The 16,800-nt window shown below is 59.5% G+C and carries 11 protein-coding genes and 1 tRNA gene; 7 read left to right on the top strand and 5 right to left on the bottom strand.

Annotated elements, in window-relative coordinates; genetic code table 11:
* Nucleotides 1-7: 7 nt before the first annotated feature.
* Genes CARG_RS03735 through CARG_RS09610 form a run of 5 tightly spaced genes read left to right on the top strand, consistent with a single transcriptional unit; the run spans nucleotide 8 to nucleotide 8,103 of the window.
* Nucleotides 8-2,932 (top strand): DEAD/DEAH box helicase, encoded by a 2,925-nt coding sequence (locus CARG_RS03735; RefSeq protein ID WP_020976066.1) that lies wholly within the window; start codon nucleotides 8-10, stop codon nucleotides 2,930-2,932.
* 16 nt (nucleotides 2,933-2,948) lie between these two features.
* The gene (locus CARG_RS03740) at nucleotides 2,949-3,719 is read left to right on the top strand and encodes a hypothetical protein (RefSeq protein WP_020976067.1); all 771 of its coding nucleotides are present in this window, start codon (nucleotides 2,949-2,951) and stop codon (nucleotides 3,717-3,719) included.
* Between the two features lie 6 nt (nucleotides 3,720-3,725).
* The gene (locus CARG_RS03745) at nucleotides 3,726-4,859 is read left to right on the top strand and encodes a metallophosphoesterase family protein (RefSeq protein ID WP_020976068.1); all 1,134 of its coding nucleotides are present in this window, start codon (nucleotides 3,726-3,728) and stop codon (nucleotides 4,857-4,859) included.
* A 20-nt stretch (nucleotides 4,860-4,879) separates the two neighbouring features.
* Nucleotides 4,880-7,540: an AAA family ATPase gene (locus CARG_RS03750; RefSeq protein ID WP_020976069.1), complete on the top strand. Its 2,661-nt coding sequence runs from the start codon at nucleotides 4,880-4,882 to the stop codon at nucleotides 7,538-7,540.
* 44 nt (nucleotides 7,541-7,584) lie between these two features.
* On the top strand, nucleotides 7,585-8,103 hold the full coding sequence (locus CARG_RS09610; RefSeq protein WP_020976070.1) for a MarR family winged helix-turn-helix transcriptional regulator: 519 nt from the start codon (nucleotides 7,585-7,587) through the stop codon (nucleotides 8,101-8,103).
* A gap of 66 nt (nucleotides 8,104-8,169) precedes the next feature.
* Here CARG_RS09610 and CARG_RS03760 read toward each other — a convergent pair.
* The 5 genes from CARG_RS03760 to CARG_RS03780 form a co-directional block, all read right to left on the bottom strand.
* Nucleotides 8,170-8,242: transfer RNA gene (locus CARG_RS03760), tRNA-Arg, on the bottom strand.
* 114 nt (nucleotides 8,243-8,356) lie between these two features.
* Nucleotides 8,357-9,016: a LutC/YkgG family protein gene (locus CARG_RS03765; RefSeq protein ID WP_020976071.1), complete on the bottom strand. Its 660-nt coding sequence runs from the start codon at nucleotides 9,014-9,016 to the stop codon at nucleotides 8,357-8,359.
* The gene (locus CARG_RS03770; RefSeq protein WP_020976072.1) at nucleotides 9,013-10,566 is read right to left on the bottom strand and encodes a lactate utilization protein B; all 1,554 of its coding nucleotides are present in this window, start codon (nucleotides 10,564-10,566) and stop codon (nucleotides 9,013-9,015) included. Before CARG_RS03770 ends, CARG_RS03765 begins: the two co-directional genes overlap by 4 nt.
* Nucleotides 10,563-11,348, bottom strand: a complete 786-nt coding sequence (locus CARG_RS03775; protein ID WP_020976073.1) for a (Fe-S)-binding protein — start codon at nucleotides 11,346-11,348, stop codon at nucleotides 10,563-10,565. The genes CARG_RS03770 and CARG_RS03775 overlap by 4 nt, the downstream gene beginning before the upstream one ends.
* A 373-nt stretch (nucleotides 11,349-11,721) precedes the next feature.
* Nucleotides 11,722-13,401, bottom strand: a complete 1,680-nt coding sequence (locus CARG_RS03780) for an L-lactate permease (RefSeq protein WP_020976074.1) — start codon at nucleotides 13,399-13,401, stop codon at nucleotides 11,722-11,724.
* A gap of 300 nt (nucleotides 13,402-13,701) precedes the next feature.
* On the opposite strand from CARG_RS03780, the gene argS reads away from it, so the two are divergent.
* On the top strand, nucleotides 13,702-15,375 hold the full coding sequence (gene argS / locus CARG_RS03785; RefSeq protein ID WP_020976075.1) for an arginine--tRNA ligase: 1,674 nt from the start codon (nucleotides 13,702-13,704) through the stop codon (nucleotides 15,373-15,375).
* Entirely contained in the window at nucleotides 15,376-16,794 is a 1,419-nt protein-coding gene (gene lysA, locus CARG_RS03790; RefSeq protein ID WP_020976076.1) for a diaminopimelate decarboxylase, read from the top strand.
* Nucleotides 16,795-16,800: the final 6 nt, after the last annotated feature.

Raw genomic sequence — 16,800 nt, forward strand, 5'->3', positions numbered from 1 at the left:
GTAGGTCATGCCCACCCCAGATTTTTTGCTTCACGGCACAGTTGCCGCTGATGGGGTGCTGTATTTGTGGATTGAGCAGACCCAGGGGCACCGTGTGGTGACGGTGCAGGATGTGCCGGGGGATACTTTCCCGCCGGTGATCCATGGGTTGTTGTCGTCTTCTCGTGTGCGGGTGGCTAAAAATATTCGGGTGCATACGCCGAAGGGGAGGGAAGTCCGGCTTGATATGCAGGCTGTGGGGTTGATCCCGGAGCAGGCGGTGCGTTTTTTATCGAGCGCGGCGTTTGTTTTGTCTGATTCGCCGGCGGCGACGCGGCGTCAACGTTCGGCGATCGCACCAGATCTAATGTGGTTGCTGTCCGCGTATGTTGGCATCGAGCGTTTTGTGCGTTCGGGCGGTTTTTTGCCCTCGGTGCGCTGGGAGGATGGCAGCTGGTATGGGTGTTGGATTCTGGCAAGTGGCGTGAGGGAACGGGCTTGGCAGATTGATATGAGCCGTGCTCAGCCGGGGGTTTTGGAGGCCAATTTTGGGCCAGGTCTCATCGAGTGGTTGTGCGGGCGCTACGCCCATTGGGTGGTTGTGAGCTTGGTGGATGACACCGCACTAGACGACCCGCACCCGTTGGTGCGTTCACTGGTGGGATATGAGCCTGTGCGGCGGACCCGGGAGAGTTTTGTTCAAGAGCTCAACGCGTGGGTGAAAAGTGCCAACACGGTTCCTATGCAGGTTGTGGTGATGGTGGAGGAACCAGTCGATAGCTTGTGGCCGGTGAGTGTACAGGTGCGTGTGGGGGTGGATGCGCCCGTCCCGGCTGCGACGCTGTCAGCTGATTTCCAAGTGGAGGCGCAGCAACTCATCGAAGAGGTTGCCGACGCCGCTCCAGGAGTGTCGTGGTGGCCTCGATGGTCAGATGACTGCGTGGAATTGGGGGTGGAGGACATGGCAACCCTCATCGACCGTGACATAGCCGAGCTCAGTCGGGCCGGGGTGAAAGTGATGATGCCCCAATCCTGGTCCAAAGGTTCGGCCACAGCAACGCTCAAGGTTCGCTCCAGCCAGCAGCCCGGCGCGATCGTGCGTCATTTTGGGATGGATCAGATTGTCGAATACGACTGGAAGGTTGCGGTTGATGGCCAGGAGCTTGATGCGCAGGCGATGAATGAGCTGATCCACAGCAGCCATAATTTGGTGAAGATCCGCGGCAAGTGGATCAGTGTTGATCAGCGGATGCTTGGCAAGATTCGCCAGTATATTGAGCGGGCGGCTCAGGCGGATCGTCGTCTGCGGGGTGAGGGCACGGCGGCTGCAAGTGGGGTGATGAGCGCCGCTGACGTGCGTGCTTTGGCGTTGGAGCAGGCTGCAGAGGACGTGCTGGATCGGGATGTGGAGATTGCCTCCAATGATCCCTGGGTGGAGGCCCTGTGGGGTGCGGAGATGCCGGCCCCACAGCCGCGCGAGGTGCCGGACAGTGTGCAGGCTACGTTGCGGCAGTATCAGCAGCGTGGCTTGGATTGGTTGGCGTGGATGTCGGACAACAACGTCGGTTGTATTTTGGCCGACGACATGGGTTTGGGCAAGACTCTGCAGATCCTGGCGCTTGTGGCCTACGAGCGTTCGGGTGCGTCTGCCGCCGGCAGGGCCGCAAAGCCGTCGATCGTGGTGTGCCCTACGTCGTTGGTGCATAACTGGGTGGCGGAGGCGGCCAAGTTCGTGCCCAGCCTCAACGTCGTTGCTTACCATGGCCCGCGCCGAGACATCGAGGCGGTGCGTCATGCGGACTTGGTGGTGACTACCTACACCACGGTCACACGCGACGTCGAAACCCTCAAAGACATCGAGTTCGACCACGTCATCGCCGATGAGGCCCAGGCGATCAAAAACACTGCGACAAAGGCAGCTCGCGCTATTCGTCTGCTGCCCGCGCGCCATCGCATCGCTTTGACCGGTACCCCTGTGGAAAATCGCCTGATGGAGCTGCGGGCGATTATGGATTTCTGCAACCCCGGCATTCTCGGGACGCAGAGTTTCTTCCGCAATTATTTCGCCAATTCCATTGAACGGGATGACAACCTTGATCTTGCGGACACGTTAAAGAAGTTGTGTGCTCCGTTCATGCTTAGGCGCATGAAAACCGACCCCAGCATTATCGATGACCTACCGGACAAGAGCGAGCACATCGTCGAAGTGTCCATGACCGCCGAACAAGCCGCTCTTTACCAGGCGCTTGTTGATGAGATCACCGCGGTGCTCAACAGCACGGATGTCAACGAACGCTCCCGCCGCAAAGGCTTGGTGCTCAGCTCGATCACCCAGATCAAACAAATCTGCAACCATCCCGCCCACTATCTCAAAGACGGCAGCCCCATGATCCTCAAAGGTCGGCACCGCAGTGGAAAAGTCGAAGCATTAATGAATATTGTTGACGCCGCGTTGCGTGCAGGTAAGCAGATTTTGGTGTTCACGCAATACCGCGAGTTCGGGACCATGCTGCGAACCTATTTGAGTAACTACACCGGAAGCGACATCGACTTCCTCCACGGTGGCACTACCCCACAGGGGCGGCAGCAGATGGTTGAACGCTTCCAACAAGGTGATGCGCCCATGTTGATCGTTTCGCTCAAGGCTGGTGGCACGGGCCTGAACCTCACCGCAGCAAGCGTCGTGGTTCACATGGACCGGTGGTGGAACCCAGCGGTAGAAAACCAAGCCACCGACCGTGCGTACCGCATCGGCCAGCGCGACAATGTTGCCGTGTATAAAATGGTCACCCTATCGACCCTCGAAGAATCCATCCACGATGTCCTGGCCGGAAAACTCACTCTCGCCAGCAGCGTGGTGGGTGCCGGCGAGGGCTGGCTGACAGAACTGTCGCCCGAAGAATTCACCATGCTGCTCCAAGCGGACAGCATCAGCGAACGCACGACCACTTAAAAAAAGGGGGGAAGTTATGAACGTAAGCGACACACCACCGGCACGCTCGGTCAAAGACAACGTCATCTACGCCAAATTCGGCGCATCCCAACAACATGACGAACCCGCACAACCTGCAACCCCCACCACAGTCGCCCCCACGATTACCCCGCACGTGCAGCTGCGCCTGCTGCTAGCCACCATCTGCGAGCGCGGCCGTTACACTCGCGGCGTCAACTATCATCGCGATGGGCATGTCACCAGCACCGACGTTCGCGCCGGGCTGGTCACAGGGCTGGTGCGCGGATCTCAATTGGATCCCTTTGAGGTTGCCCTCCACTTCGCATCCAACCCCCTTGACCGCGACAGCATCACCGGCATACCCCATGCGTTGACGTTGATGAGCAAAGGCACATACCCGCAGCAGATCGCGACCCAACTGTTTGATATCCAGCGTTGCGAGTGCACCTGTCCGGACCCAGCTCCCGTGTGCAAACACGCCGTCGCCGTCGGACTCGCCTTCGCCGATATGCTGCACAGCAACCCCGAAAAAGCACTCGCTCTCCGGCACATGAGCCTGGCAACCATAGCTGATGCCATCGATGCCCCACCCGCAGCCGATTTTTGGAACGGCGGGCAGTTGCCGCCACTGCCGGACATAGAACCCGACAGTGCCCTCGAACGCGGCGACCGCACGCTGCTCACCCAAGCTATACGCGCGGCATCATTAAACTCCGTAGAAGCACTCAGAGGCATGTATCAACTCGAAGAGATCTACGAGCACATCATGCCCACCAACCCTCGCTAGGACACCATGACACGCTTCATCCACACTTCCGACTGGCAACTCGGTAAAACCTGGGCCCGGCTACGCCCCGAAGCCGCAGCACGATTGGCCGAAGCACGCCTCGAAGCCATCCGCACCCTCGGAAAGCTAGCCACTGAACACGGCGCAGAGTTCATTGTCGTCGCAGGCGATGTGTTCGAGCACAATAGCCTTAGCCGCGAAACCCTCGGCCGTGCGCTCGAACAACTTAAAGCATTACCCGTGCCCGTCTACCTCCTACCGGGAAACCACGACCCCCTGGTCGCCGACAGTATCTTCTACGAAACCCAGGACATCCCCGGCGTCCATATTGTCACCGACCACACGCCCATTCGCGTCGAAGGCACCAGCACACCGGTAGAAATTGTCGGAGCCCCCTTGCTCACCCGTCACCCCGACACAGACCTCGTCGCACTCGCCCTCGACGCACTACCCGATGACCCCGAACACCCAGCACGCATCCTCCTAGCCCACGGACAAGTACTCAACCGCGACACCATCGACAACCCCGCCACCATCGACCTTGGGCTGATTGAAGACGCCCTGCAACGCGGCGTCATCAATTATGTTGCGATGGGCGATACACACTCCGCGCAAACAATCGGACACAGCGGCGCCGTGTGGTACTCCGGAGCACCAGAACCCACAGACTTTTTCGACACAGCAACCGGTGGCGGTGAAAACAACAGCGGCCACGCCCTGCTGGTTACCCTGCGCGACGAAGGGGTCGATGTCGAAGAACTATCCACGGGCACCTGGACCATGGAAGCCATCGAAGCCGATGTCAACAGCATCGATGACGTCGAGGATTTCCTCGCGCGCCTCGACGCCTACCCCAACAAATCAAAAACAGTCATCAAATACACCCTGCGCGGCACCGTCGATCTCACCGCAATGAACCACCTTGACGCAGGACTTGACGCACGAACCCCCATCTTCGCCGCATTCTACCCACGCGAACGGCTCATGGACCTCACACTCGCCCCCGGCACCGAAGAGCTCGACACCCTCCAACTAGGAGGCTACGCAGACGGAGCACTCCGAGAACTCCTCGAGGCAAGCGCAGACGGCGACACAACAGCCGAAGACGCCCTCCGCCTACTGTTCCGACTCCAACACTAAAGACCCCACACGAGGACACCATGCGCATTCACAGCCTGAGCTTCGATAACCTCCGCGGAGTCGAACACTTCCAGCTATCCAACATCCCAGACACCGGTGTTGTCATCGTCAGCGGCAGCAACGAAGCTGGAAAATCCACCATCCTCGACGCCCTCGACATGGTGCTGACCCAAAAACACACCACCGGAAAAGCCCAGTACAAACTCATGCGCCCCGTCGGGCGCGACGTACCCACCACCATCACACTCGACGCCACCATCGGGCCGCACCACATCAACGTCACCAAAACCTACTTCAAACAAAAACGCTGCGAACTACGCATCCTGACGCCCACCGTGGAAAACCTCACCGGCGGCGAAGCCGAACAGCGCCTCGAAGACATCCTCGCCGAACACATCGACCCCACCCTGCTCAGCGCATTGTTCGTCCGCCAAGGAACCATCGACGAACGCATTAATGCCGCAGGAATCCCCAGCCTGAGTGCCGCACTCAGCGCCGCCGGCGCCGCCAACGACCTCGACAACGGCAACCCCACCGAGGTGACGGGGGACAACACCGCCCTCATGGACGCCGTCGCAAAAGAATACGGACGCTACTTTAGTGAAAAAACAGCCAAACCAACGGGCGAATATAAACAAGCAGAAGCGGACCTCGCCGCAGCAGAACAACGCTATGCCCAAGCACAAATCGACGTTGACAGCGTAAAAAACTACGTCGATCGGGTCGGCGAAGCAGAAGCCATACGCGACGACGCCGCCCAACGCATACCCGGTGTTCGTGAAGAACTCGAACAAGCCCGCGCAGACCTCGCCGAAGCCCAAGAAGCCACCAAGCACGCTCACGCAGCAACCGAGAAAAAGAACAGTGCACAGATCGTACTAGAAGCAGCAGAGCAACGCCTCGATCAGCGCACAGCACTCAAAACCCGCGTCGCCGCACTGAGCAAGCACGTGGAAACCCTGCTGCAACAACAACCAGAACTCGAACAAGCCCACCAAGAAGAACAACAGCGCGCAGCCGAACTCCACGAACGCGTTACCCAAGCCCAACAACTGCGCGATACCGCGGCAGCTGCCGTGCGCGACGCCAAACAACAACTCACCCGCGCCTCCCAACTGCGTGACTGGGCACACCACACCCAACTGCTCGATCAAGTAGCTGGCATTAACGACCAGATCGTCGAGCTGGAAAACATGCTGCCTAGCAACCCCATCAGCGCCGAGCTCGTCCAGAAGATCACAGAAGCAGAACGTGACACACGCGAGGCACGGATCCGCGCCAGCGCCGTCGCAGCAAAAATCACCACCCAAGCAGTAGGGGAGGGCGCCCCCACAGAAATCCTCCTCGACGGCGAACCCACACCCGTAGGCGAGACCCATACACTCACCCACGCCACCACCGTCCGCATTGCCGACGTAGACATCCACATCACCCCTGGCCTCGGGAACGAGGACGTCTTCGCCGACCTCACACGATGCGAACAGCAACTCACCGCATTGCTCGACGACGTCGCGGCGTCATCAGCCGAAGAAGCACTCAGCAGGGCGCAAGCCGAACGCCAACTCGCCGAAGAAATCACCAGCTTGACCCGCGAACGCACCGCCATCATCGGTACACGCGACGTTGACGACATGCGCAGGCACACCCAACGCATCGAACAACTCCTTGGCGACTTCGACCCCATCACCGTCGATGAAGCAGAACAAGCATTGGTTAAAGCCAGCGCTGCTCACGAAGAGGCCGAAGAACACCACACCCAAGCCGACAGCGACGCCCGCGTGCACGAAAGCCGCGTCATGGCACTACGCACACCCGCAGAAACAGCCCTCAACATCCACCGAAGCAACCTCGAAGCCGCACAAGCAACCCTCGCGGAAGCCGCCGACGAACTAGCAACCGCAGAGCTGGAGCACACGCAAGAACAACTCGACGCCGCTCACGCGCAGGCCCTCAGCAACTTCGAACAAGCAACAGCCGCCGAACAACAGGCCCTGGACGCACTAGCCCAGGCGGACCCAGAACTGCGACGCAGCCTCTACGAAGGCGCCCAAGCACAACTCGACAGCCTCCGGGAACGCATCGACGACGCCCGCACCACCATCGCCACCTGCACCGGGTACATCGAACAGGCACAAGGTGCGGCTGAACGCCTAGAAAACAGCCATGCAGAAGTCGACAACGCCCGACGGCACCACGCATCAATACAACGGCGAGCCGAGGCAGCCAAGCGCCTACGCGACGTCCTCATCGGCCACCGCGACGCCGCGCGCGCAGCCTACGCCAAGCCCTTTGCCGACAAACTCAACGACCTCGCCAGGGCAATCTTCGGGCCCGACCAACGTTTCGACCTCGATGCAGAACTCGGGATCGACAGCCGAGTCAACATCGGCAGCGATGGCAGTGCCCTGACCAGTGTTCCGGTCGGCCAGCTCTCCGGTGGCGCCCAAGAACAACTCGGCATGCTCCAACGTTTTGCCGTCTCAGAACTCGCGGGCTGTAACCTGCCAGTGATCATCGACGATGCACTTGGGCACACCGACACGCACCGACTATCACGCATGGCCACCGTGCTCAGTAGGGCTGGGCGGCAGCAGCAAATCATCGTACTCACCAGCACACCAGCGCGGTTCGAAAAAGTCGTCGGCAAGAAGGAATATTCCGTCACAGACCTTCAGATGTGACAGGGCTGCAGCACTAAGGAATACTTCTAACAAGGAGGTAAGACATGAGTACTCAACACCCGCTTAACCTCGAAGGCGACGATGGTCGCGACGCCCGCGGTGAACTGTGGGCCCGCATCACTGCAGCAGGCCTCGCCGTACACAAGGCCCTCGATGAAGGACTTCCCGGAGGAATCAGCAGCGCTGACTACTCCATCCTTTCCGTGCTACGCGCAGCACCCCACGTGCCGCTAGACCACCAACACTGCCACGCTTTCGAACTTCGCCTAAAGGAAATCTGTGACCTGCTGCAGTGGGACCGATCCAGAGCATCACACCAAGTGATCCGCATGGAAAAACGCAACCTGGTCGCGAAACATCCCTGCAGCAGAGACGCACGCGGCGTCGTCATTCGCTTGACCGAACAAGGCCAAGAGATCATTGGAAAACTGCATCCCCAATACCTCGACGCCATTGACGAAGTATTCTTCAGCAAGCTCGACGCGGAAGAAATCTGCATGATCAGCTCAGTCGTCGACCGTGTGCTGGGGCCACAAAAACAAAAACTCCAAGAGTTGGCGTAGCACTAGAGTCCGCCGCCCCAGCCGGCAAAAACAAAGCCCGCCTGTGTGCAACAGACGGGCTAGATGTGCCCCCGAGACGATTCGAACGTCCGACCGCTGGTACCGGAAACCAGTGCTCTATCCCCTGAGCTACGGAGGCATGTGCAAAACAAGCGCTTGCAACCTCAGCCATGTTACCACCCAGCCAGACACGGCGTGAAAAAGCCCCGCCACACGGATGTAACGGGGCAGAAAGAAGCGACCTGAACTGGTATTACTTCTTGACGATAACCACGATCAACGTACGCGGACCGTGCACGCCCTCGACACGATTGAGCTCAATGTCTGACGTCGCGGAAGGACCGGAAATCCACGTCACCGGCGCGGTGCGGGACAGGCGGGCGACCGTATCGGGAATGCCGTAGGTGATGGTGCCCTCGCGGACGATGCACACATGGCAGTCCGGGACCAGGGTCAGCGCACGACGCCCACACACTGGGTTGGATTCCAAAGAAATCGTGCCGGTCTGGGCGCAGGTCACGTGACTGTCGGTCACCACGGCGTCAACCCCATTGAGCAGACGCGGATCCGAGGAACGATCATCCGGGGTTGCTTCACCGCTGAACTTCTCAAACAGGGCAGGATCGAGACCCTCTGCGTAGCGGACGGTGGATGCACCGCGCGAGTTGAGGATGTCACCGATAGTGGCGGACAGCTCCGCCTCAGTGGTCTCCGTGACCTCAGCCTTGTAGTCGATCAGACGATCGATGAGGATCTCACGGAGCTCCTCAGTGCTGTAGTGGTACTCGCGGTTGTATTCGCGAGGAACCTCTACCGGACCCGGGGCGGTGTTAGCAAGCTTGTGTGCGTTAGCGATCCTGCTCAGGATTTCCTTCTTCGCCGCTTGGTTGCGGGCGGAGTTGATGACGCTCACTTTGTCTCCTCGGGGCTAGTGGGGTGTGCGGGCGGCTGGGCGGGAATGCCTTCGGCGCGCGCTGAGGCAAGCAGCTGTTGTGCTTCCTCACTGTCGAACCACTGGCGGAAAGACTTCTTCGGCGGAACCGCGGTGTCGCGAACGTCAGTCCATCCGGCCAAGAAGCTCGGAAGGTGGGTGATTTTTCCGTTGAAACCACCCAAAATACGGCCGAGGGAAACCATGTGGGTGGACAGATTCCACAGCTTCTGGTTTCCGAAGACAAGTCCCATGCCGCCCATGATGACGCCCTCTACCTTGGGCTTGTGATTTTCGATCTTCTTGTGACGCAGTTCCAGTAGTGCACTGGGGATATCGATCTTGACCGGGCAGGCCTCGAAGCAGGCGCCACACAGGGTGGATGCGTAGGGCAGGGAGGCGTTGGGGTCGTGCGAGGAATCCATGCCGGTGAGCTGCGGCGTCAGGATCGCACCGATCGGGCCTGGGTAGGTGGAACCGTAGGCGTGTCCGCCCGCGCGTTCGTACACAGGGCAGACGTTCAGGCACGCAGAACAACGGATGCACTTGAGTGCCTCACGGCCGATTTCATCAGCCAGTGCTGCGGTGCGGCCATTGTCCACCAAAACAATGTGGAAGTTCTGGGGGCCGTCGCCTTCGGTCACACCCGACCACATAGAGGTGTAGGGGTTCATGCGCTCACCGGTGGAGGAGCGGGGCAGAAGCTGCAGGAATACCTCGTAGTCCTGGAAGGTGGGCAGCAGCTTTTCGATACCCATGACGGAGATGAGGGTCTCCGGCAAGGTGAGGCACATGCGGCCATTACCTTCGGATTCCACGATGGTGACGGTGCCTGTCTCGGCGATACCAAAGTTCGCGCCAGAGATAGCCACCTTGGCATCCATGAACTGCTCCCGCAGGAAGGTGCGCGATGCTTCAGCAAGCTCTGCCGGATCCGACGATAGTGTTTCGTCGGTGTTGGGCATCTCTTTGATGAAGATGTCGCGGATCTCTGCCCGGTTGCGGTGGATAGCCGGAACCAGAATGTGCGATGGGGTGTCCTTACCCAGCTGGACGATGAGCTCAGCTAAGTCGGTTTCGCGGGCTTCGATGCCGGCTTCGCGCAGCTGGTCGTTAAGGCCGATCTCCATGGTGGCCATGGACTTGATCTTGACGACCTTCTTCTCACCGGTCTCCTGTACCAGTGCGGTGACAATCTCGCCGGCTTCTTTGGCGTCGCGGGCCCAGTGGACGTGACCTCCACGTGCGGTGACGGCAGCTTCGAACTGCTCCAGCAGCTCAGGCATGCGGGCCATCACGTCGCGCTTGATGTGCGAACCGGCCTCGCGCAATGCCTGCCAGTCATCGATCTCAGCGATGACGGCAGCACGCTTGTCGCGAATGGTGTGCGTTGCCTTGTGGAGGTTGCGCCGCTGGGTGGCGTTGTACAACTCGTGGTGTGCAGCCTTGGGGAAGGTTTCGGTGCCGCGCAGGTGTCCAACACCCTCAGGTGCGCGGGGCGGCATGGTCGGCTTGCCTAGGAAGACGCTCACAGCATTGCCTCCTTGGTGTAGATTGCGGACGAAGGCGTCCAGGGGTGGTCTTTGGTGGACGCCAGAATCTCAGCCATATGCACTGCACGAACACCAGCGTGCTGGCGGGACAAAGCGCCGCCGATATTCATCAAGCAGGAAGCGTCGCCTGCAGTGACGTATTCTGCCTCGGTGCTCTTGATGTTCCGGCACTTGTCACCCACCATCGATGCGGACACTTCAGCATTCTTCACAGAGAAGGTGCCGCCGAAACCGCAGCATTCGTCGGCGTGGGGAAGCTCCACCAAGTCAATACCTTCTACGTTGCGCAGCAATCGCAAAGGGCGGTCCCCAACCTTGAGGAAACGCAGGGAGTGGCAAGTGGAGTGGTAGGTGACGCGGTGGGGGAAGAATGCGCCAAGCTGATCAGTGCCCGCGACGTCAATAAGAAACTCGGACAAATCGTAGGTCTTTTTCGCAGTGGCACGAGCACCGTCGACTAGTGCAGCGTTGCCGTAGCGGGAGGCGACGTGTTCGTGTTGCTCGCGAACAGCACCGGCGCAGGAACCCGACGGGGCGACGACGCAATCGATCGACGGATCCGAAAAAGCGTCGACATAGTTCTTGATTTGGGGGATAGCCTCGCGCTGGTACCCGGTGTTGACGTGCATCTGGCCGCAGCAGGACTGTTGCTCCGGGAAGACGACTTCGTGGCCGAGTCGGGAGAGGATGACTGCAGTGGCCTTGACGACGTCCGGGAACATCGCATCGCCAATGCAAGTCGAGAAGAGAGCGACGCGCATGGGCTGCTCCTTTTCTTTTCAAGCGGGTGAGTTGTTTTCTTTTAAATGCGTTTAGAGCTGTTTAAAAACCACAAACGTATGCGTCAATCCTAGCAAACAAATCTGCATCGATTTTATAGATGACCGGCAATAATCCTGGCGTCGCACATGGGCTGATGTGCGAAACCAAGGTTTAACTCACAAGAAATTAATTCGTAATTCCTGCAGGGTGACTTAATACAGCTTAGGCAGAATTAAACTTTTGGACTTTTTGAGTTTGCTGTCGGGAATTTGCAGGTATTTCGCGGAGTGTTTGCTATGAAAATTACAATGACAACGTTGCGGAAATGGGTGTGGGGCGCCGGAAGACGCCCCACAGTCGCTGATGCCCTGGCTACACGAGGAAGCTCAGAACGTTGGTCTGGAGGTAGACCAACAGGCACACTACGAAGAGCATGCCCAGCGACCAGCCGGCCACGGACTTGAAGATGGAGGATTCTTCGCCCTCCAGGTTTACTGCAGTTGCGGCAATAGCTAGGGACTGCGGGGAAACCATCTTGCCGACCACACCACCGGTGGTGTTGGCTGCAAGCATGAGGTCCGGGTTCAGGCCCGCGTGCTCGGCTGCGGTTACCTGCATCTTGCCGAACAGGGCGTTAGCGGATGTGTCGGAGCCGGTGACTGCAGTACCAACCCAGCCCAGAGTCGGCGCGAGGAAGGCGTAGACCGCGCCTAGGGATGCGACATATTCGCCGATGGAGACGGTTTGACCGGAGTAATTCATCACATAAGCCAGAGCCAGCACAGCGGCAATCGTCAGGGCTGCGTGGCGCATGCGGAACATGCAGTGGCCGATTTCGGCGAAAACCCGACCGAGGTCGGTCTTGTAGCGGCCACCCTCATTGAACACCGCGTAGATCACACCGACGATCAGGCCCGAAATGAGCAGCAGGGTGCCGGGGTTGTTGATGTAAGCAAGCGAGTATGCGGACTTCACAGGCTCACCGGAGGCGGTCAGCAGGTGGTCCTTAAGGACCGGCCAATCGAAGGAGATCATGAAGGTCTCCTTCAGCCATTTCGGGAAGGGGTTGGTGAGCGAACCAAATTTGTCGAGGTTGCACACACCGAAAATCAGGGTGACAACAAGGTAGGGGAGCAGTGCCATCCACACGCGGACGCCGGGTAGCTCATCGTGGATTGCTGCGGGGCCGACTCCCATGCGCGCACGCATTTCTTCGACGCCGCGAGGCTTCCAGAACCGCAGGAATCCGACGGCGACGCCGAGGGAGAAGATGCAGGCGACGATGTCTGTGAGCTGGTACGCGAAGAAGTTAGAGGTGGCCCACTGGGCGATACCGAAAGCGAAGCCGATGACGACGGCGGGTACCCATGCGTCCTTGACGCCGCGGACACCGTCGAGGATGAGCAGCAGGATCAGCGGCACGAAGAATGCGAGAACCGGCGCTTGGTGGCCGACGATCGCTGCGATGTGGTTGGTTTCTTCGGCGGTACGTCCGGCGACTGCACCGGCAGTGGTGATCGGGATGGCGACGGCGCCGAAGGCGACGGGTGCGGTGTTGGCCAGCAGTACCACGGTGGCGGCGCGCAGGGGCTTGATGCCGAGCGCGAGGATCATCGTGGCGGTGATGGCGACGGGGGCGCCGAAACCTGCGAGTGCCTCCAGTAGGCCACCGAAGCAAAAGGCGATGAGGATGGCCTGGATGCGGATGTCGCCATTGCCCAGGCGGTCGAAGGTGCGGCGGAGGTCTTCGAAGCGGCCGGAGATGACGGTGACTTCGTAGAACCAGATCGCCATGACGATGACCCAGACGATCGGTAGTAGGCCGAAGAGGCCGCCGCGTCCGGCAGAAGAGACGGCGAGAAGCCAGGGCATCTTGAAGCCGACGATGGCCACAAGAATTGACGCCGCGAGGGCGACGAGTGCGGATGTATGGGCGCGTGCCTTGACGCCTATGAGCATCACAAAGAATGTGAGTAGTGGAATGGTCGCTACGGCTGCGGATAGGCCGAGGCTTCCTGCTACGGCACTGGTGTCAGCAACAAAGCTCTCCATCGGTGCTCCTTGTTAGAAGTAGGTGTGCAAAAAACGTTTGTGTGCGTTAGGCCACTTTTATGGGCGCCGTTAAGATTCTCGCAATCACAATACCTATGAGATGTTACTCCTATCACTCTTCCTATCGCTATGTTTTACCCCTCCTATAAAAGCTATTGTTCAACAATCGACTTTCCAACCTGTAAAAATGTGTAAGGCAGTGAGTATTGTCACCTCCCGCGGGCTCCCCCCGTTGCTTGCCAAACCCCAACGAGGGGCAATATTGTGTGCGACAAACCAGCTTCGATAGGCTTGCAGGTTATGACTCCCGCAGACCTTTCACAGCTGATCCGGGCTGTCGCAGTGGATTACTTCACTGAGCAGCAGCTCGATGCCTCCGTATTGCCTCAAGAAGTAACCGTTGAGCGCCCCCGAAACCCGGAGCACGGCGATTACGCAACCAACGTGGCACTGCAGGTAGCAAAGAAGGTCGGTAAAAACCCCCGCGAGATCGCCCAGGGTCTGGCCGACGCGCTGAGCGCTCAGGACGCGATTGCCAGCGCTGACGTCGCGGGCCCCGGCTTCCTCAACATCCGCCTGGCTGCAGCAGCCCAAGGACAAATCGTCGCCACCATCATCAATGCAGGTCAGTCCTTCGGCCACAACGACAGCTTGAGCGGCGCCGCCATCAACCTGGAATTCGTGTCCGCCAACCCCACCGGCCCCATTCACCTCGGCGGCACTCGTTGGGCGGCGGTAGGCGATGCTCTCGGTAGAGTGCTAGCAGCCAACGGCGCGCGCGTCACGCGCGAGTACTACTTCAATGATCACGGCACCCAGATCGACCGCTTCGTGCGCTCCCTCATCGCCGCAGCCGAAGGACAACCGACCCCTGAAGACGGGTACGGCGGAGCCTACATTCAGGACATTGCGAAGGCTGTCGTTGCGGCCGAGCCTAGCGTGCTTAACCTGCCCGAAGAACAAAAAGCAGAAGCCTTCCGCGCACGCGGCGTCGACATGATGTTCGCGCAGATCAAGGAGTCACTGCACGAATTCGGAACAGACTTTGACGTATTCTTCCACGAAAATTCCCTCTTCGAATCCGGCGCCGTTGACCGTGCGATCGCGATGCTTAAAGACAACGGCAACCTCTACGAAGCCGACGGTGCGTGGTGGCTACGCTCCACGGAATTTGGAGACGACAAGGATCGCGTCGTCATTAAGTCTGATGGCAACGCCGCGTACATCGCCGGCGACATTGCCTACGTGGTCGACAAAATCGAACGCGGCCACAACCTGTGCATCTACATGCTGGGGGCCGACCACCACGGTTACATTGCCCGCCTGAAGGCAGCAGCTGCGGCACTGGGGTACGACCCCAACCAGGTCGAAGTCATGATCGGTCAGATGGTTAACCTGCTGGAAAACGGCGAAGCCAAGAAGATGTCCAAGCGCGCCGGCACTGTGATCACCCTCGAAGACTTGGTGGAGGCAATTGGCGTCGATGCAGCCCGCTATGCCCTGATCCGTTCCTCCGTGGATTCTTCTCTGGACATCGACCTCGGGTTGTGGGCGTCCCAGTCCAGCGACAATCCGGTGTTCTACGTCCAGTACGGCCACGCCCGCTTGTGCTCGATTATGCGCAAAGCCTCCGAGATCGGCATTGAGGTTCCTCATGACGCCGCGGGGCTGTCCGCCGTCGACCTGTCTTTGCTCACCCACGAGCGTGAGGGCGACTTGATCCGCACCTTGGGCGAATTCCCCGCCGTGGTTAAAACAGCAGCTGAACTGCGCGAACCCCACCGCGTTGCTCGCTACGCCGAGGAGCTGGCCGGGACCTTCCATCGCTTCTACGACGCCTGCCAGATCCTGCCGAAGGCGGATCAGGACGTCGAAGGTGTTTTCCGCGCGCGCTTGGCGCTTGCGCAGGCTAGCCGCCAGGTGTTGTCCAACGCTCTTGGACTGTTGGGTGTTAGCGCCCCGGAGAGGATGTAGATGCTCGACCAACCCAAACCCTCGACCCCGCAGCCGACCATCCCGAAGGTGGATCGGGCAGAAATCCCCGACTTCAATGACCTTCCGGGCCAGGTGTGGCCAAGGAACGCCCAGCGTCAGGAAGACGGAGTGGTCACCATTGCTGGTGTGCCGCTTCCTGAGATCGCGGAAGAATACGGCACCCCTGTGTTCGTTGTCGATGAGGACGATTTCCGTTCACGCTGCCGCGATATGGCCCAGGCTTTTGGCGGCGGCGAGCATGTGCACTATGCGTCCAAAGCCTTTCTGACAACCACGATTGCACGGTGGGTTGACGAAGAAGGCCTGTGTTTGGATGTCGCCTCCGAAGGGGAACTGCGGGTCGCATTAGCTGCGGGATTCCCGGCAGAAAGGGTCACCGCCCACGGCAATAACAAGTCCACAAGCTTTTTGAAGTTGTGTGTCGACGCCGGTGTTGGCCACGTAGTGCTTGATGCACCTGGGGAGCTGGATACGCTGAACGCTGTCGCCGCCGAGGCCGGTCGTGTCCAGGAAGTCATGGTCCGAGTAAAGCCCGGCGTGGAGGCGCACACCCACGAGTTCATCGCCACCAGCCATGAGGACCAAAAGTTTGGTTTCTCTTTGGCCGCTGGGTCGGCGCATCGGGCGGCGCAGGCCGTCATGCGTGCCGAGAACTTGTCGTTGGTTGGGTTGCACTGCCATGTGGGCTCCCAGGTGTTCGATGCGGAAGGCTTCAGCCTCGCAGCCGAGCGCGTGTTGGGTTTGTGGAGCCAGCTGGCCAAGGAGGGCGCCGAGTTGGAGATTCTCGATCTTGGTGGCGGCTACGGTATTGCCTACACCGCTGATGAGCAGCCCTTGGATGTCAAGGCGATTGCCGCGGATTTGTTGGCCCGCATTGACGCACATGCGGCGGCGCGAGGGATTGAGGCCCCGAAGATCATGGTGGAGCCGGGTCGTGCCATTGCCGGCCCTTCGACGGTCACCGTCTACGACACGGGTGTGATCAAGGATGTTCACGTCGATGACAACGCCACTCGCCGATACATTGCTGTTGATGGTGGGATGAGCGATAACATTCGACCTTCACTGTATGACGCCGCGTACGATGTGCGCGCAGTCAATCGTTTCTGTGACGGTGCCCCTACCGCGAGCCGTATCGTGGGTAGTCATTGCGAGTCCGGTGACATTTTGCTGCGCGACGCGTTGCTTCCGGACGATATCGCGACCGGTGATCTGCTTGCCTTCGCCGCTACTGGCGCCTACTGCTACGCGATGACGAGCCGCTATAACTACATGCTTCGGCCCGCAGTGGTCAGTGTTCGCGCTGGACAGAGCACTTTGATGGTGCGGCGCGAAAGCATTGACGACGTGCTGGCCATGGAGCCTGGCTACACCCCACCGACGCAAACAAAAAACTAAGGCTAG

It is taken from the genome of Corynebacterium argentoratense DSM 44202 (genome assembly GCF_000590555.1).
In the GTDB taxonomy this organism is placed as follows: Bacteria; Actinomycetota; Actinomycetes; order Mycobacteriales; family Mycobacteriaceae; genus Corynebacterium; species Corynebacterium argentoratense.